General features: G+C 52.9%; 18 protein-coding genes. 10 read left to right on the forward strand and 8 right to left on the reverse strand.

Features of this window, described 5'->3' with window-relative positions:
• Positions 1-7: 7 nt before the first annotated feature.
• Complete coding sequence (locus AO353_RS27990; RefSeq protein ID WP_019689777.1) at positions 8-772, forward strand: ABC transporter ATP-binding protein; 765 nt, start codon at positions 8-10, stop codon at positions 770-772.
• 120 nt (positions 773-892) lie between these two features.
• Entirely contained in the window at positions 893-1,801 is a 909-nt protein-coding gene (locus tag AO353_RS27995; RefSeq protein WP_054597894.1) for a MurR/RpiR family transcriptional regulator, read from the forward strand.
• Between the two features lie 9 nt (positions 1,802-1,810).
• Here the strand turns inward: AO353_RS27995 and AO353_RS28000 are convergent, their stop codons facing one another.
• Both AO353_RS28000 and AO353_RS28005 read right to left on the reverse strand, forming a co-directional pair.
• On the reverse strand, positions 1,811-2,122 hold the full coding sequence (locus AO353_RS28000) for an AzlD domain-containing protein (RefSeq protein WP_162491294.1): 312 nt from the start codon (positions 2,120-2,122) through the stop codon (positions 1,811-1,813).
• Positions 2,122-2,820, reverse strand: a complete 699-nt coding sequence (locus AO353_RS28005; RefSeq protein ID WP_054597896.1) for an AzlC family ABC transporter permease — start codon at positions 2,818-2,820, stop codon at positions 2,122-2,124. Before AO353_RS28005 ends, AO353_RS28000 begins: the two co-directional genes overlap by 1 nt.
• Positions 2,821-3,284: 464 nt before the next feature.
• Between AO353_RS28005 and pcsA the strand changes: the two genes are divergently transcribed.
• The 6 genes from pcsA to AO353_RS28035 all read left to right on the forward strand — a co-directional run bounded on the left by pcsA (position 3,285) and on the right by AO353_RS28035 (position 7,469).
• Entirely contained in the window at positions 3,285-4,004 is a 720-nt protein-coding gene (pcsA, locus tag AO353_RS28010; protein WP_054597897.1) for a phosphatidylcholine synthase, read from the forward strand.
• Positions 4,005-4,015: 11 nt separating this feature from the next.
• Positions 4,016-4,417 carry a DUF488 domain-containing protein gene (locus tag AO353_RS28015; RefSeq protein WP_054597898.1) on the forward strand — a complete coding sequence of 134 codons (402 nt, stop codon included), beginning with the start codon at positions 4,016-4,018 and terminating at the stop codon, positions 4,415-4,417.
• Between the two features lie 73 nt (positions 4,418-4,490).
• Positions 4,491-4,892 (forward strand): cupin domain-containing protein, encoded by a 402-nt coding sequence (locus AO353_RS28020; RefSeq protein WP_054597899.1) that lies wholly within the window; start codon positions 4,491-4,493, stop codon positions 4,890-4,892.
• 240 nt (positions 4,893-5,132) lie between these two features.
• Positions 5,133-6,164, forward strand: coding sequence for an NADPH-dependent aldehyde reductase Ahr (ahr, locus tag AO353_RS28025; protein ID WP_054597900.1), 1,032 nt, complete (start codon positions 5,133-5,135; stop codon positions 6,162-6,164).
• 382 nt (positions 6,165-6,546) lie between these two features.
• Positions 6,547-6,957: a hypothetical protein gene (locus tag AO353_RS28030; RefSeq protein WP_054597901.1), complete on the forward strand. Its 411-nt coding sequence runs from the start codon at positions 6,547-6,549 to the stop codon at positions 6,955-6,957.
• Between the two features lie 194 nt (positions 6,958-7,151).
• Positions 7,152-7,469 carry a DUF7677 family protein gene (locus AO353_RS28035; protein WP_054597902.1) on the forward strand — a complete coding sequence of 106 codons (318 nt, stop codon included), beginning with the start codon at positions 7,152-7,154 and terminating at the stop codon, positions 7,467-7,469.
• 141 nt (positions 7,470-7,610) lie between these two features.
• Here AO353_RS28035 and AO353_RS28040 read toward each other — a convergent pair whose 3' ends face one another.
• From AO353_RS28040 to AO353_RS28060, 5 genes are all read right to left on the reverse strand, one after another.
• On the reverse strand, positions 7,611-8,714 hold the full coding sequence (locus AO353_RS28040; protein WP_054597903.1) for a tetratricopeptide repeat protein: 1,104 nt from the start codon (positions 8,712-8,714) through the stop codon (positions 7,611-7,613).
• A gap of 159 nt (positions 8,715-8,873) precedes the next feature.
• Positions 8,874-9,134, reverse strand: coding sequence for a hypothetical protein (locus AO353_RS28045; RefSeq protein WP_054597904.1), 261 nt, complete (start codon positions 9,132-9,134; stop codon positions 8,874-8,876).
• A gap of 210 nt (positions 9,135-9,344) precedes the next feature.
• Positions 9,345-11,321, reverse strand: a complete 1,977-nt coding sequence (locus AO353_RS28050) for an AAA family ATPase (RefSeq protein ID WP_054597905.1) — start codon at positions 11,319-11,321, stop codon at positions 9,345-9,347.
• Between the two features lie 2 nt (positions 11,322-11,323).
• A complete protein-coding gene (locus AO353_RS28055; RefSeq protein ID WP_054597906.1) occupies positions 11,324-11,896 on the reverse strand; it encodes an ABC-three component system middle component 4 in 573 nt (190 codons plus the stop codon).
• Positions 11,893-13,107 carry an ABC-three component system protein gene (locus AO353_RS28060; RefSeq protein ID WP_054597907.1) on the reverse strand — a complete coding sequence of 405 codons (1,215 nt, stop codon included), beginning with the start codon at positions 13,105-13,107 and terminating at the stop codon, positions 11,893-11,895. The genes AO353_RS28055 and AO353_RS28060 overlap by 4 nt, the downstream gene beginning before the upstream one ends.
• Positions 13,108-14,384: 1,277 nt before the next feature.
• Between AO353_RS28060 and AO353_RS28065 the strand changes: the two genes are divergently transcribed.
• Complete coding sequence (locus AO353_RS28065) at positions 14,385-15,362, forward strand: hypothetical protein (RefSeq protein WP_054597908.1); 978 nt, start codon at positions 14,385-14,387, stop codon at positions 15,360-15,362.
• Positions 15,363-15,792: 430 nt separating this feature from the next.
• Here AO353_RS28065 and AO353_RS28070 read toward each other — a convergent pair whose 3' ends face one another.
• On the reverse strand, positions 15,793-16,749 hold the full coding sequence (locus AO353_RS28070; protein WP_054597909.1) for a LysR family transcriptional regulator: 957 nt from the start codon (positions 16,747-16,749) through the stop codon (positions 15,793-15,795).
• Between the two features lie 124 nt (positions 16,750-16,873).
• Here AO353_RS28070 and AO353_RS28075 point away from each other — a divergent pair, with 124 nt between their 5' ends.
• Entirely contained in the window at positions 16,874-17,632 is a 759-nt protein-coding gene (locus tag AO353_RS28075) for a sulfite exporter TauE/SafE family protein (protein WP_054597910.1), read from the forward strand.
• Positions 17,633-17,749: the final 117 nt, after the last annotated feature.

A 17,749-nucleotide genomic window follows, 5' to 3' on the forward strand; every position in this document is an offset into this window, starting at 1 on the left:
CGACACCATGAACACACTTGAAATTCAGGACCTGCACAAACGCTACGGCACTCACGAAGTGCTCAAGGGCGTATCCCTGGAAGCCAAAGCCGGCGACGTGATCAGCATCATCGGCTCCAGTGGCTCGGGTAAAAGCACCTTCCTGCGCTGCATCAACCTGCTGGAGCAACCCAACTCGGGCAACATCCTGCTCAATGGCGAGCAGTTGAAACTGGTCGCCAACAAGACCGGCGGGCTCAAGGCCGCCGAGCCAAAACAGCTGCAACGCATGCGCTCGCGGCTGGCAATGGTGTTTCAGCATTTCAACCTCTGGTCGCACATGAGCGCCCTTGAAAACGTCATGGAAGCGCCGGTGCATGTGCTGGGCCTGGACAAGAAACTCGCCCGGGAAAAAGCCGAACACTACCTGAACAAGGTCGGCGTGGCCCATCGCATGGGCGCTTATCCAGCGCACATGTCGGGTGGCGAGCAGCAGCGCGTGGCGATTGCTCGCGCACTGGCGATGGAGCCGGAAGTGATGTTGTTCGATGAACCGACTTCAGCCCTCGACCCGGAGCTGGTTGGCGAAGTGCTTAAAGTCATGCAGGACCTGGCCCTGGAAGGCCGGACCATGGTGGTGGTGACCCACGAAATGGGTTTTGCCAGGGAGGTGTCGAACCAACTGGTGTTCCTGCACAAAGGTCAGGTCGAAGAACGTGGCAACCCGCGTGAAGTGCTGGTCAACCCACAGTCCGAACGCCTCCAGCAGTTCTTGGCCGGCAGCCTGAAGTAAGCCGCTCGCCGACCGTTCCGGGTGCTGCACGCCAACGGTCGGCTTCGGATACACTGGCGCGCACTCATGTCAGGGACCAGACCTGATCCCTTCCAACCTCCTGCGGATGTTGAGCCGGTTATGCCTACTCCTTCGAAAAACACCACGGTCTACGCCGCGCCGGTCATGCGCAAACTGGCAGAAATTCTTGCCGACTTGCAGCCGTCACTGCGCAAGGTGGCAGACTTCATCCTGCGTCATCCGCTGAAAGCCGCGACACTGACCATCGAAGAGATGGCCCATGAAACCTCCACCTCACCAGCGGCGGTCAACCGTCTGGCCAAGGCGTTGGACCTGGGCGGTTACAGCGGCATGAAAGCCGAACTGGTCGCAACCTTGCAGCAGATGGTCTCCCCGGTGGACAAACTGCGTAACGAGCTGGCGCACCGCCCCGGTGGTGCGTTCGGGCTGCATGAGCAGATCCAGAGCGCCACCAGCAACCTTGGCACCGCCGGCACCAACAATCACCCCGACACCTTCGAAGCCGTGGTCACCTGCCTGATCGAGGCGCGCAAGATCTACATCCTCGGGTTTGGCAACAGTGTCTACATGGCCGGTCTCGCGGCCTCGACACTGATGCCGTTCTGCGCCGACGCCACGGCGATCAGCATGGAAGGCGGCAACGAAAACGCCGCCTATCGACTGGCTGCGATTACCGATCAGGACGTGCTGCTGGCGATCTCGCTGCCGCGCTATTCCCTCGACACCCTGCAACTGTCGCGTTTTGCCCATGAGCGTGGCGCGACGGTGCTGGCGATCACCGACTCGCCCGCCTCCCCCCTGACTCACATTGCTCAGCACGTGTTGTTTGCGCCAGCCGACCACCCGGTGCTGACCAGTTCCAATATCGCGGTACTGGCGCTGATCGAAGGTTTGGTCGCCGGCGTGATGGCGCGTAACAAAGAAGCGGTGAAGCTGGCGACCGAACTCACTGAAAGCGTGATGAATTACCTGCACATTCCCGGCAGCAGCAAAACCTCGAAAAAGTGAGACGGCGGGTCACAGCCACCAGCGCAGCAGGAAAAAGAAGCCCATGCTCAGCAGCATGCTGATCAGGGTACTGCGGGTGTAGAGCACCAGGCCGATGGCGACCAGTGAACTGATCAGGTACGGATTGTCGTACTGCAGATTCAGTTGATGGTCGGGCATGAACACGATCGGCCCGCAGATCGCCGTGAGCATGCCCGGCACCGCAAACCCGAGAAATTGCCGCGCATTGCTGCTCAGGCGCACGGGCAACCGTGGTTCAAGGAACACATACCGGTTAAGAAAAACCAGCATGCCCATTCCGAAAATAACCGCCCAGACCATCATGTGCGCGCTCCATAAAACTTGTTGCAGACAAACCCGGCACTCATCCCCAGCAAGCCGGCCAGCACCAACGCCGAGCCCAAGTGCCAGTAGTTGAAGAGCACCGAGCAGAACAGCGAAACCGCCACGCAGACGACCGTCGGAACGTTGCGCACCACGGGGGTGATCAACGCGATAAACGTGGCCGCGATGGAAAAATCCAGGCCCAGGCGTTCAAGGCCCGGAATGCTGCTGCCCAGCACAATCCCGGCGAGGGTGAAGAGGTTCCATGCCACATAAAAGGTCAGGCCCACCCCGAGGGCGTACCAGCGATTGAACTGCCGTTGGTCAAATTGACTGGTCAGCGCGAACAGCTCGTCGGTGAGCAAAAAGCCCAGCCCTACCCGCCAGCGACCCGGCAACGGCGAAACCACTGGACGCATGCTCATGCCGTACAGCAGGTGTTGCGAGGTCAGCAGCAAGGTGGTCAGCAGAATAGAGAAAATCCCGGCGCCGCCCTTGAGCATCCCGATCGCGACCAACTGCGCAGCACCCGCAAAGACGATGCTCGACAAGCCCTGGCCTTGCAGTGGAGTGAGGTTGGCCTCAATGGCCATCGAACCCGCCAACAGCCCCCATGGCGCAGTCGCCAGGGACAAGGGCATGATGGCAGCGGCACCGCGCAAGAAAGCACTGCGCGGCAATAGATTGTCAGACATAGCGCTCTACAACGAAGGAAAGGTCGCTAACTGTGTCAGCCGATCAGCCCCCTGTCTTGAACAATCTTGCGTAATTGCACATCCAGGCGCAGGCAGGTGATTGAGCACTGACCGGTAAAAAGTACTGCTCGATAAACATGGCAGCGACAGGAGATGGTCTATTTTTAATGGGTGTCGACTTCGGGTCGTTTGAGCGCAGGTGAACCTTATCGCCGGATGGCCGGTCGATAGGTGCAACCCAGGGTCTGTACGAAAACTCGCCGAGCGGCGATCAGGCAAGGCAAAAACAGGCGAGGAACGGCTGGGGTCGCACCCGACTTTAGGGACCTAAATGAGCATTCCGAGCCTGTTTTTAACGCAGTCTGGTCGACGCGCAGGCAGTTTTCGTACAGAGCCTAGCCAGGTTGCCGGTGACCCCGTCGGTGGTAGTAACTGGCCCGTTTTATTCGCTGGAGAACGCTCCCTTGATAACGACCCGACGCATGGCCACGCTTAAAGCCTGGGGCGCCCACGGTTTTACCGCAACCGGCGTGGTGACCGCCTTCCTGGCGACCCTCGCCTTGTTCGATAACCAGCCCAGAGCCTGTCTGCTGTGGCTGGGTGTGGCGCTGATCGTCGACGGTGTGGACGGCGCGCTGGCGCGCAAGGTCAATGTCCAAACGGTACTGCCGCATCTCGACGGCTCCATACTGGATCTGGTCATCGACTACCTGACCTACGTGTTCATCCCGGCCCTGTTCATCTACCGTTACATCGACTTGCCAGCCTATACCCCGCTGCTGACCACCTCGGTGATCCTGGTCTCGTCGCTCTATTGCTTCTGCAACGTCAACATGAAGAGCAAGGACAACTACTTCCAGGGTTTCCCCGCTGCGTGGAACGTCGTCACCCTGTGCCTCTACATCATTGCGCCAACACCCTGGCTGACGCTGCTCACCATCATTGGCCTGGCGCTGTTGACGGTGACCCGGATGAAGTTCCTGCACCCGTTTCGCGTGCGGCGGTTCATGCCGATCAACATTGCCGTGACGTCCATCTGGTTGCTCTGCAGCCTGTCACTGGTCCTCAACCATCCGACCGCCAACCCTTGGGTCATGGGGCTGTGGCTGGCGATGTCAGCTTACTTCCTGGGGATCTGCATCTGCCGCTCGGCCGCTGACTGGCTTGAGCGCAGTCATCATTAATGGAGGCATGAATGCCTATCCATATCGTGCAATTAGGCACGCCCCGTACACCCCATGAAGGGCTGCGCCTGGGCACTGTCCGCCGCCCACCGCGCGGCGTTCCGAAAGCCGAATTCGCCAGCCGCGACTTCTACGACACCTGGCTCCCCGCCCTGTCGCCCAGCGCGGAGCTGGTAACAGAAGCCAAAGCCGCGGAAGACGAAAAAGACTGGGAAGCCTTTCGACGTAAATTCAAGGCCGAAATGAACCACCCTGCCCCCAGCCAACTGCTGGATCTGTTGGCCGCCCTGTCTCATCAAACGTCACTGGCCATCGGCTGCTACTGCAAGGAAGAACGCCACTGCCATCGCTCGGTGTTGCGGGAGTTGTTGATTGCTCGCGGGGCGGTGGTTGTGGCGGCTCAAGAGGTGTAACGGGTGTTGGATATCAGAAGCTGACAACACAGAAAAACTGTACTGTTAGCGATAATAAATCTGAGCATCAACCATGAATAAATATCTATCCATTTCTATTTTAGTCGGAACCATGATGGCTGCTCATCCAGCCATGGCTGCAGATATTGCGCCTGCCGCAAAAGAGACAGAAACATTGCAGAGGATTGCCGTAAATGGAACTAACCGTGAGTTGGGTATGGGGATCTCGGAGTTTCCGCCCAATGCAGAAAAACCGCGTCACCGGGCTATCGGACCGGAGATTGTGTATGTCATCCAAGGAGAAATAATCGTTCTTATTGATGGGCGGCCGGCGAAAACCGTTCGCGCAGGCGAAAGCTATCAACTTGCAGCGAAAGACGTTCATACAACCAAAGCTGGCCCATCCGGGGCAAAAACAATTGCTTCCTGGGTGACCATCCCAGGCAAACAGTTCAACATCTACACCAAAGAATAGGACATTGTTTATTTATCGAAATCGAACCTTTTTTAATCATGGCTGGTTGCGAATAACCCATTAGGTTTTTCTGACCGCACAATGAGAGCCAGGACATCCCCACGCTATGGACCGGTAGTTTGGGGGGAACAGCGCGCCGGCTTGCGAGAACCAGGACGACGGCAAGCGATACGCTACACTTCCCTAGCTCTGCCGCGGCACCTGAGGTACCAAACCTGTCTCCTGATCTGGAGGTATCCAATGAGCGCTAGCACCGAACTCACTTCCTTCACCGGCTGGGCCGCAACGGCGGCCGGCGCTCCACTGGAGCGCTACAGCTACGATCCCGGTCCATTGGGGGAAGAGGAGGTAGAAGTCGCCGTGGAGTATTGCGGCGTCTGCCACTCCGACCAGTCGCTGATCGATAACGAATGGGGCATCAGCCAGTATCCCTTCATCCCCGGCCACGAGGTGGTCGGCAGTATCGTGCGAGTCGGCACACAGGTACGCGGTCTCGAGGTGGGGCAACGGGTGGGCATTGGTTGGTACAAGGGCAGTTGCATGCATTGCTCCTCGTGTATCGGAGGCTCCCATCATCTGTGCGGCACCGTCCAACCCACCATAGTAGGCAGCAACGGCGGCTTCGCCGACCGTCTGCGTTCGCACTGGGCCTGGGCTCTTCCAATACCGAGCGGACTCGACCCGGCCATGGCGGGCCCGCTATTCTGCGCCGGCTCGACGGTGTTCAACCCGCTGGTGGAATTCGACGTCAAGCCCACTGACCGGGTCGGCGTGGTGGGCATCGGCGGCCTCGGTCATCTGGCACTGCGCTTCCTCAACGCCTGGGGCTGCGAAGTCACGGCCTTTACCTCGTCGTTGAGCAAGCAGGACGAAGCCAGGCGCCTGGGCGCGCACAACGTAGTCGCCTCGACCGACAGTAACGCGCTGAAGTCCATCGCCGGTACTTTGGATTTCCTGCTGGTCACCGCCAACGCCGACCTCGACTGGCCAGCCATGCTCGGAACCCTGCGCGGCAAGGGCCGCCTGCATTTTGTTGGCGCCGTGCCTGGCGCGATTCCAGTGCACGTGTTCAATCTGCTTCCCCAACAAAAGAGCCTGTCCGCCTCGCCGGTCGGCTCGCCCAGCACCACAGCGACCATGCTGGAATTCTGCGTACGCCATCAGATCCTGCCGCAGGTCGAGCACTTCCCCATGAGCCGGGTCAACGAAGCCATCGATCACCTGCGCAGTGGCAAGGCACGCTACCGCATCGTACTGGATGCCAGTAAATGACTGAATGGCGCGTCGGGTGACGCCCGTACGAGCCTTTAAACTGCGCTCCCCCCTTCACTGGCTTAAACGGAGAAGGCACCGACTTCTCCGTTTGCCTCGCACGATTCGTCAATGGATGGTTTGGGATCATCGAGAAACTTCGGGGGGAGCAAAAAACTAAAGGGGGGGAAGCTATGGGTTAAGACGCCTTTTGTCTCGCGAGAGACATCCGCTTTGGGCCGGTTACATCCCCTCGCGACAGGCAGCAATCGGCCATTAGTTGCCCCCCTAAAGCGCAGATATCGGCCAGGAGCAGACATTCGAACCGCTGACCAATACACTGCCGCGACAATCGTACTCAAAAAATTTTGTGCAAATGTTCACACAAGAAGAAGGGTTTCAAATGAGTCTTGATCTGTGCCTGGAAGCGGATAGTACACTCACAGCCCCGATACTGGGGAAAGCCTTAAACAATGCTGGTGCCTGGGAAATCATCGTTGCTGGCGACAGATTGGAAGCTACCTTTATCTCGGGACTAACGTTGAGTACCGATGGCGTAACCACGGACTCTAGGATTTATGCTGAGAATACGAAGGGCATCGACTTCCGTGTTGCTATGCGTTGTAGCATCAGAATCAAAGGCCCCGAGCCGGAGGGGCAGTCTGCTATGGAAGATCTGGACAAAATAGCCCAATCCATCGCTCAGATGTGCTCGTCCCTCTTCCTGATAAGCTTCCAGCTCGAAGAAACATTGTACTGGCGGGACGCAGCGGGGCTGCATCGTCCTGGATGCCAGAGCCTCCAAAAACAATGACGAATCTACCTGGACGCACTCTGTCTACTACTGGGCATTTGCTGCACATCTCAACGAAATGGCTATTAGCTGCTTTTCGCGATGGGCCGTTTTAGATCGGTTCCGGCCTGTCTCGACCGCAATAAAACGGTAAAAAAGCAGATGCTTGAATATGAAGCAGTTAAATCCAGAATATTTACTAAAAGAAAATGTACATGAAGAAGCTAAGTAATGATTTCAGTGGAGCACTCCGATCGTTTGCGTACTTCATGGCAAGTGGAAGCCACTACATGCTTGAAAACGTGGAGTACCTCGACATTTATGGCTCTGAGCCGAGTGCAATTGAGATGGTCTTCGCGATATTCGCGAACGTAATAGAGATGGACAGTGAAGGCAAGGTGCTAAATTTCACCTACGCCCAAAGAAGAGCGACTGACTACTTAAGGTCATACTGCGACCCATCGTTCAAAGTAACGCCGCCTCTTGAAGACTGGGAAACTGAGCTCTATGGACCGCCCTCACTCGAACGCTAAGAAATGGCTTTAGCTCGCAGACACGAGGGACCCGAAGCAGATGCCTGTGACTCTTTCTCCACCGAAACACAGGCACTTGAGCGATAACTCCTTGTATATGACAGCTAGTGGTCTAGCGCTTGGCTGAGCGGCCGTCGCTTCTTACTGTTCGCTTGTCAGATCACCTTGCAGTTCCCTGAGACCTGTCGGACTTGAATAGAGGTTTTCCAGAGCCAATGTCTCAGCCAGTTGCTGCGGCGAAAGCGCTTTCTCTTCCTTCTCAAGCTGCTTGCGCATGGGGTCTGCAATATCGCTCGGCAGCGTCTGTTTGAGCGCCACACGCAATAATCCGCAAGCCTTGAGCTTGTTACTTTTGATGCCCTGCCCATTATCGAGATGAATGGCGAGGGTAACTAGCGCCACAGCGTTTCCTTGAGTGGCCGCCTGCAACAACCAACGATTCGCCAGTGGATAGTTCACTGGCACATCACCGCCACTACTGTAGAGGTAGCCGAGGACGAACTGTGCGTTGACCCGGCCCTGGTCGGCAGCGCGGGTATACCAATGCAATGCGGCGGGTAGGTCTTTTGGGGTGCCAGTGCCATGTAAAGTGGCTGCTCCCAACATTTCGAATGCAAGGCTATCGCCGGCATTGGCCGCTTGGGTGAGCAATTTCACGGCGTGTTGAGGGTCTGCTGGAATCCCTTTACCAAAGAAATAGAGAGTACCTAGTAGCGTCAGAGCCTCGGCATCGCCTTGAGCGCCTGCCTTGCTAGCCCAGTTGAAAGCCTGCTGGTCGTTTGCCTCAATTCCGTTACCTTTGTAATAAAGGGTAGCTAGTTGTCGTTGAGCTTTGGCATGACCTTGCTCTGCAGCCTTGCTGAACCATGTCGCAGCTTTGGCAACGTCCGTCGGCATATCTAGGCCCGCAATACTTGCAACACCCATATAATACTGGGCGTCTGCGTTCCCGTGATAGGCCGACTCAGTTATCCACTGAAGACCCTTTGGTCGATCAACGTCGATACCTCGACCGTAATATTGAATGATGCCGAGCTTGTACTGCGCGACACGGTCCCCTTTTTCTGCTGCACGTAAGTACCAGTCTGCGGCTTTGCCAGGGTTGCGGCCAACTACCAGGCCCTCCTCATAGGCTGAGGCGATCAAGACAGTGAGGCTGTAAGGGCTTCGCCACAGGGTGACAACGAAAGAAACAAGAAGAAATGCCACGAGGCTGAGAAATAGAGCAACTAAGGACCGGCGCAATTTCGAATCCGTTCATGAATGGTGAGCGGGAAGTGTATCGATGCTTCTACGTACTGCCTATGAGTGCCCGCATCTGGCCGATTTCTGCCTGCCACAACCGGTTGAAACCGACCCAAAGCTGACGGTGGCGACAGGTAGAAATCGGCCCTGAGCAGACATTCAAGAGGGGACGTCATTGGGATAGCTACGAAGCACCTCATAGGTCAACCCAGCCTCAAAATATGAGGCTCTCCATTCGAGAAATCCTGCATGTGGCTCGCACAGCAAGCGAACGATACATCCAGCCTCCCCCATTGAAATCTCTTCCACCTCGGCGATATCTCCAGGAGCCGCCTCCCGGGAGCTCAACCAATCAGAGAGCACTACCGTTGCTCGGTCAACATCGATCAGCTTTATGATATTACCTTTGGAAAGTGTCATGCCGTCTCGCCTAAACTTGTGCCGGTATCTGGTTTGTAAACCTGTTTGGAGATTTAAGGAAGGGCTGCTTTTGGCCGGATTCAGCCCTTCACGACAGGCAGAAATCGGCCAAAAGGAGTCAGTCAGATGCGTCTAGGAAATTAGGGGCGTTTCACCTAGCCACCGGAGACCAAATGCCAGTTGGCTAGGGATGAAGGATCATATATGGCGCTATGTTGGCTCAATATCGTCAATTAGCCCTACAGGTAAGCCATTTTCTCCAGTAGAGCTGTAATGAGCCACGATGTACGTTTTATATCTGTTAACAAAAGTATCAGGCACATCGTTATCAACCAGTATAATTTGGCACGGTACTTCTTTCGCTTCAGCTCGATTGGCGACTGACAAAAGGTATTCGTACATATTCTGATACTTTAGCGGATCAGAAATTCCTTCGCGTGCATCATCAGCAGCATCTGTTTGATCTTGGTACTTCTGCTTAGTTGTTTTTCCTAAATACTTGCCAACGGTATCTATCATTAGAAGTCGAGGGTGGTTTACTTCCGAATCTATCGCAGATTCAAGAATGCTAATTAGTAAGCCTACAGAAGCAATGGTCCTAAGACCTCCAGAAGTAATGTTGAGATATTCTCTATCCCTGATTACCGGTGCAAAGCTTCTGGCACTCACGCTGATGCCTTCCTGTCTTTTTATATTAACTTTTTTCAGGTAGCTTTTGAGGTAATCAGACAGCTCCGAAAGTATCTCTGCAACGCTCGGCGCGCTCTGCTTCAGCTCTGCCAGTCTCTCATCTAGCTGCCTAATGACGAGCAATACGTTTTCATATGCGTCGTGAATTTTTCGCTGCTGGTTGCGAACCTTAATACTATTTACTAGATGATTCCGAGACTCTTGCCGGGATGCCAGCTCTCTAACCAAAGAATCTCGCTGAGTGAGATACGGTGTGACCATCGCCTCATTTTCAGTGTCGAGCATCTCTCTTGCTTTAATAATATCTGAACTAATCGCAGTATAGTCTTTGGATAGTTCTCGAGACTTGAAGGAAAGCTCATCTATAAGGATCTGTATGCTCTTCTTCTTTTTCTGGATTGAACTTAGCTCGGCAGACAAAGAGCTTGCCTCAGAGGTTTGGAACGCCTCATCATTGGAAGCAACATTAATAGGTGTGTCGCAAATAGGACACGGATTGGCCGAATGGTTCACTTCGCCTATTCTTGACTGGGCATGCAAGATTCCATTAATCTTAGCAATATCATTTTCGTAGTCGTTTTTTAGGCGAGAATAGCTTTCTATTTGCGCTCTTGTTTTGCTTATCGATAAGGCAGTGGATTTTTCATTTAACGACAGCTCGTTGAATATTGCCTTTAGTTCTGAATGATTTGATGAGTTGGCTACCATCGTGCGGTTAAGTCGCTCCAGCTCGACCTGGAGACCTGCTATAACCTTGTCAATCTCATCGATAGCGTCGTCAATTGAGGTTCTGCTGTCGTAATCGGTTTCGCGAAGAAACTCCGAGACCGAATTGTATTTACTTAGAATAGCCTTGCTTTCTTTGGTACGCGAAGCGATCTCAACTTCAAGTTCAGCTATGCTCGAGTCCAATACGTTGAACATGTACTTTAGGACTTCGCGATTGCGCGTAGCAAATACAGGATTATTTAATTCCAGAAAGCTTTTGCTGCCCACGTCGTCCTGATTCACATATACATATTTAAAAATATTCCTAAAGCTTAATCGCTTTACATCAGAGTCAGCCTTTGAGGGGGAAACTTTTATTTTTACTTTTGGGAAGCCCAAGCTATCCAGTAAGAAATCTGAGAAGAACCCATCTGGCGCGTGGGGATCAGTGAATACAGGGGAATATTTCTTTGGAAAGAACTGCGAACATTTATCGACTTCGCACGGATAGACTTCGACATACTCTCTAGGTCTGTATATGTCGCGCTTAATGGTCATCTTTACGCCATTGATTTCAAGCTCAAGCGCTGCATATTCAACCGAAGATTTAACCTCATCAGCTAGCTCGATATTACTAGCGCCGAGCAAATAGTTTATAAACTCAAGGACACTTGATTTGCCTGTGTCTGAATCTCCATAAATTATATTGATGCCCGGATAAAATGGAATTGTGTAATTCTTACGGTAACCAATAAGGTTAAGACTAGCAATGCTTATATTAGGCTTCAATTTCAAATCCCTTTGAAAATACTATTTAAGTAAGAGTTCAGCTTGTTGACAGACTGAGTCTGTAAAGAGGTTAGGCCTTCAGCAACGTCCAGAGTTGCCTTAAAGTAGCTTTTGTCATATTCGTTATCTTTGGATCTGCTAGGGGACTCCCCTGTACCGCCTGAGTTAAAATCGATCAGCTCCTCAGCAAACCTGATGCCGACTGGGCTGAGATAGTACTTAAGTGATTTGGGATCTGTGACGTTATCGCATTCAAGCATGCCACGAGCAGCCATATGCTTAAGCAGAAACTTCAGCTTTGACCGGTCAAACAAAACATCCACATTGCTAGAAAGGCTTTCTATCGTGAATACATACTGAGATTTTATTGGCAATAATTTCTTTCCAGCCAACGCTAGCATTGGATTTATTTTGGATGGATTTTTTACCAAGTACAAAAAAATCTGTAACTTGTCGAACTCAAGCACTGCATTGCCTTTAACTGAAAAGCTCAGCTTATAAAGAATCAGTGCAACAATTGAAAGATTAAGGGGGAAGTCATCATCAATTAATAGGTACGGAAGATTATGACTCATGACTCACCGTCCCCTTTTTTCGCCAGGTCTGAAAGTTTCGTGTTGCAAGACCATACTACTGAAGTATCCGCAGAGTTAGCTAATTGATGTATCATGCCTTTTTTGTGAATCCCATCCAGTTCGGCGAGAATGGTTTTAAGATACCCGTTGTCTTCTGACATGATTCGAGCGTGCACGCGCTGCACAAATTGATCAGGCGTAGTTTTATTTGCAATGTGATGCTCGAACTCTTGCTTGTATACCTCTTTTACCTTGCCATAAAGCTCACTTAGCAGCTTTTTGTGACGGTCACTTGTGAAGACCTTTCGGGCCTCTTCGGCGTTAAAAAAGTAACCCTTAGCGTTTCCAGTTATGGCTTCATGAACATCTGCGATCACCAATTTAAGTACGAAAAGATGATCATCGTACTGTCGATTGTCCTGGAATTCTTTAATTACCAAAGGTGGTTTGCATATGGACTCAAATTCCAGAATATATTTCACCACAGCTTTGTACACGGTTTCGTCGCAACTCTTGGGCTTACAAATTCCGATATGATCTTCGTCGACTGCGGTAGAGTCTTTCTTTAAAGCCTCAATTGCCAATGCGCTCTTTTTGTCGACAAAAATATCGTGCGCTCCATATATGTATTTTGTTGGCGGAGGTGGTGTTGCGGAATTTACCCAGGCGCTGCTTAGGTCATATACAGCATCACTCAACACGCTCAAGTCAGCGAGTTGTACGTTAGATGATAAAAATGACCCGATATTCGCGATTTTTGCACCTGTATGCGGTACTGCCAAGGAGACAAACCCTTTTACAGGTGTAGTCTGGTTTTCTTCGAGGTGACCTAGGATGCATGCCTTGGCGACTAGCCCTCCCATGCTATGTGCGACAATCATTACTTGTTCATAACTATCTAGGTTTACTTCAAACTCAGTGCGTAATAATTCTGCAATTTCAGAGATGGGTAAGTTTTTTCTCACACTCTTTCGAGATTTAAATAATCTTTGAAAAATGCTCTTGTTTGCACCGTAAGTTGTCGTGAAGGTAGTAAAATAGTTGAAGCAACCAATGTCAAAATTATCTGAAATGTTCGGATCGGCAGCCAGCAAGCTCGGAAATGAAGTTTTTTCGTCGTAGGACCAGGTTTCTTGACCGCCTTTCAATCCGTGTACAAAAATCACGGCGTTAGCGTTATTGTCTCTTTTGGTCCAAGTGATCATGCTCATCGAATGTCCCTTTCTCGCGGTATTCTTACCGCCTGTACTCTCAAATTCGGATTGGCCACGGGTGTGGTTCACTGTCCCTAAGGCATTTAGTTCCGCAGATGACGGCGTTCACACATCACCTAGACGTGTCAAGCATAAGCCTAATGTACGTCAAAACGCCATCAGTGCAGCTGCACTGATCCGGAATCTTTCTCAGGGGGCGTAGGATCAGATCCGTGCGGATAACTTACGTAGTGGCCAACTGGTTCCGGGCACTGATCCGATATCGCCAAAGCCCCCTTGGTCGAAAGCCTCCTAATGGCCGACTGCTGCCGCAACTTCCCGCCAGCAAAAAAGCAGCGGCCGATTGTCACCTCTCCCCTCAGGCACGGTATTTTTCAAGGCGTCGCTGGAGAATACCTTCTCCAGTGTCCGGATCTCAGTGGCGACCAAGTCTCTCATTCTGTCAGTAGAACAGGACCTAGTTTAAGAGTTCTGCCTTGCAGATTCGCAGTTAAATTGCTCTATGCGGAAAAGTGCACTACAAAGGAAGGAGAAGTATTCCGAGGATGATCATGCGACCGCGGCGGCTCTGAAACTGATTATTCTCGAATGTAAAACAATATAAGAGTCATAGGAATGGATTACAGCTACGATGGGCTGCATGCAGCAATTCTCGATCATGGCTATGTTTCTTTAAACGCTAGACCTTCCATATCAGTTTCACAGGCTATGCAGGAACTCGCCTTGTATATGGGAGGTGCGGTTGTAGCCGGGCGAGGTAGAAAGGTTTTAGAAACTTTGAAGACACTGAGAGCGGATGAGGCTCCTTTAAGCTCGTTAAGTCGTTTTTCTGGAGCAGGTACTCAGCCTTGGCATGTTGACGGATCACATCTGCCGATACCACCACGGTATTTGATTTTAGGCTGTCACTCGATTAACGGAGGCGGAGCGCCCCCAACGCAGCTATTGAGAGTCAAAGATGCAGGGCTTCCACTCCTTGCAAGTCGGCGCGAAACTTTCACAGTAAAGAATGGACGTTCAAGCTTTTATTCCACGATAGCCAGTACGGATCGAACATGGATCCGATTCGATCCGGCTTGTATGACCGCACAGACAGAACATGGGCGTACTATATTGGAGACATTAGAGTCACCTCAAGTTCAACCGTGTTTAACTCTAGAGTGGACAGCCGGTGTAATTCTAGTAGTTGACAACTGGGCAGTACTTCACCGCAGGGGTAATGCCTCTGGCATCGGTCATCGCACCCTTTTACGCATCTCACTGAAGGATTGGATATGAATACAACTAGACGTGGAGCGACACGAACGATTCCGCCCGCACTTTCAGATGATGCGCTGTATGGCAAAGCAGCGCTCTACGCCCGGCGTGCGCTTGAGGCTAAGGAAGTTGACGCGGAGGATGCCTACCAACTCTGGGCAACTTTGGCACTTGAATTGCTTGGTAAGTTCGCACTGGCGAGGGTTCATCCAAGTCTTGTCGTAGACCCGAAAAATTCTAATAGCATGCTGGAAGCGTGCGGTATATCTACCGCTACGGCTGTTCGAACCATTGATGCCAATGAGGTGTTCCTGCGCCTTAAACATGTCGTTCCGGGATTCAACTCTTTAGCTTATAACTCATGCAAAGATTTGGCCGATCGCCGCAATGCCGAGCTTCATTCAGGGCACGCTGCATATATCGGGATCAGTTTGGAAGTGTGGGAGGGGAAGCTGTGGCACGCAGTGCGGTTAATTTTGCAGGCAGCTAACAAAGATCTTGAAGACTTTATTGGCGGTGCGGCTGCAGAGAAGGAAGAACTCATTAACCATCTTTCTCATCTCAAGTGTCAGTCTGCATTGCAAAAAATTGAGCATGCGCGAGACAACTTTAGCAAAGACGCCGATGGCAAAAAACGGACTCCAAAAACATTGGAAGATCAAAGATCTCAATCCGGGGAGCGCTCTTGGTGGCATCTTTATCGCCTAACAAGTGGAAGGTACGCTCGGTATTGGACTCGCCAATGTCCCGCTTGCCAATGCACTGCAGTGTTGGGCGGGGACAAAGACTATGAAGAGCTGACGGATGATCAGGAGGAAGTGAGTCCTGGTTATGAAGAGGTTGAGACAACATATTCTCCAGTTGAATTCATTTGTGATCAATGCAATTTGCACCTTGTGGGCACTGATGAGCTTTCAGCTGCCGGTTTGAGTGAGGAAATTGTTGAAGTGGACGAGCGTGAGATTAGTTACGAACCGGACTATGGAAACGACTGACGCTTGCCTCCCTAGCCTAGTGATTGCGGGTTGGAGCGGTCATCCATGAACGGCTGCTTTTGGCCCAGAGTGTGTAAAAACGCTTCGCCAAAATTGAAGTGTGCGCGTCTACGTTAAATCTGAAATTTATCGGCACGTCAGCAGATGTGGATTTCGCGTAGAAGCGCGATTTCCAGTCCGATATTGAGTACCTGTCTCGCACAAAAACGTTTTTACACAGCCTCGGCCGTTAGCTGCCTTTCGCAAAGGGCAGCTTTGGGTCAGTTGTTGCCGTTGGTAATGGATCACCATCGAAAGGGGTTCAGGTGTCAATGTGCAGGGCGTCTGCGATCAGGTCGATCCAGTGAGGGCATGTATCAATTAATTTTCAAGGTCTCTATTTTGATTGGCTCAAGCCCCCCACACAATCGTCGCCAAACGACTTGCAGAGTCAACCCATCCCCTGCAATCCAGTTTTGATCAGCGGTAACGCGCGTTTTCGGTCCAGACTTTCGCCAAAGCCACGGATCATCTGCAACAACGATTTCACCCGCAGCGGCAGATTCCCGGCCGGGTACACCGCGTGCATCTGCGGGCTTTCGCCGCTGCTGGAGGTGAGCATGTATTCGGGACAGACCCGGAGCAGGCGCCCCGCTTCTACTTCGGGCTCTGCGATCCAGTCCGCCAGACGGGCGATCCCGACGCCCGCCAGGGCCGCATGGAACACCGCCGAACCGGAGTTGAAGCGAAATTTGGGATCAGCCCGAAAGCTGATGGCCTGCGTCTCACTGCGAAAATTCCAGTCTTTTAGAATCCGCGGCGCCGTGTGCAGGATCAGCGAGTGCGCCTCCAGCGCTTCGATGGAGTCGGGCGTCCCGCGCCGCTCCAGGTACCCGGGGCTGGCGTACAGGTAACGTGAATAACTCCAGAGCGCAAAGCCGATCAGGTCACTGGATTGCGGATACCCGCCACGAATCGAAAAGTCCAGTTTGCTCTTGGCCGGGTCGATGGTTTCATCGGTGAAAATCCCATCGACGTTCACGTCTGGATAACGCTCACCGTACTGCGCGATCAGCCGGGGCAATACCCCGTGGCCGAGAAACTCGGGGGCGGAAAAGCGGACCCAGCCGTAGGCCTGGCCGCTGATTCCGGCCAGGTCTTCATCCGCCTCACGTTGCAGATCCAGCATTTTGTAGGCATGGGGCAACAAGCGCTCACCCGCCTCGGTCAAGCTCACGGCATTGGACGAGCGATTGAACAACTTGACCCCGACACTTTCCTCCAAGGCTTGAACGGCGCGGGTCAGCGAACTGGGGGAGCGCCCCAGAGAACGTGCCGCCGCGACAAAACTGCGCTTGCGAGCCACCGTCGCAAAGGCTTCGAGTTCCCCCAACATATCCAGTGCCATTCACCACCTCGTTGCACTTTTCACAACGTGGCATTGCAACACAAAAAAAGCCGTTCCGTTAACCTTCCCGCTCAATCCACACCGCTGGACCTTCACCACTCCTTCATCGTCAGGGCCTGATTTCATGATCGATATTGTCATCCTTTGCGTGTTCGCTTTTGCTGCCGGCCTGATCGATGCGGCGGTGGGTGGTGGCGGACTGATCCAGATACCTGCGCTGTTCAACGTGCTGCCCACGGCGCAACCCGCGGCACTGCTGGGTACCAACAAGGTCGCGGCAGCCTGTGGCACCGCATTCGCGGCCCGGTCTTTCGTGCGCAAGGTGGTGATCGACTGGGGGCTGGTGATTCCCGCTGCCTGTGCGGCCTTTGTCATGTCCTTCTTCGGCGCGGCCACCGTGTCGTCCGTCCCGCAGTCGGTGATCCGGCCAGCGGTGCTGGTGTTGATCGTGCTGATGGCGATCTACACCTTCTGGAAAAAGGACTTCGGCGCCCTGCACAAACCCATGCACATCGGTACCCGGGAGAAACTGCTGGCGATCGTCATCGGCGGTGCCATCGGCTTCTACGACGGGCTGTTCGGTCCCGGCACCGGCAGCTTCCTGATCTTCCTGTTTATCCGCTGCTTCGCCTTCGACTTCCTGCATGCCTCGGCGTCGGCCAAACTGGTGAACATCGCGACCAACGTCGCGGCGCTGATTTTCTTCATTCCTACGGGTAACGTGCTCTACCTGATCGCCCTCCCCATGGCCGCATTCAACATCCTCGGCGCGCTGACCGGCACCTGGCTGGCGGTGCGTAAAGGCGTGCCCTTTGTCCGGGGTCTGTTCCTGGTGTTGTTGGTGATCCTGATCAGCAAACTGTCTTACGACCTGTTCGTGTGAACCTGAGCCGTGGTTCTGAGTGTCCCCGTAGCATTCTATTCATGCGAAATCCGACAACAGTGTTTGTCCAATAGGCCGCTGTCTGGGAAAGGGATAAACATCTAGCATCGTTTTTAC

The organism is Pseudomonas fluorescens (genome assembly GCF_001307155.1).
Classification (GTDB): domain Bacteria; phylum Pseudomonadota; class Gammaproteobacteria; order Pseudomonadales; family Pseudomonadaceae; genus Aquipseudomonas; species Aquipseudomonas helvetica.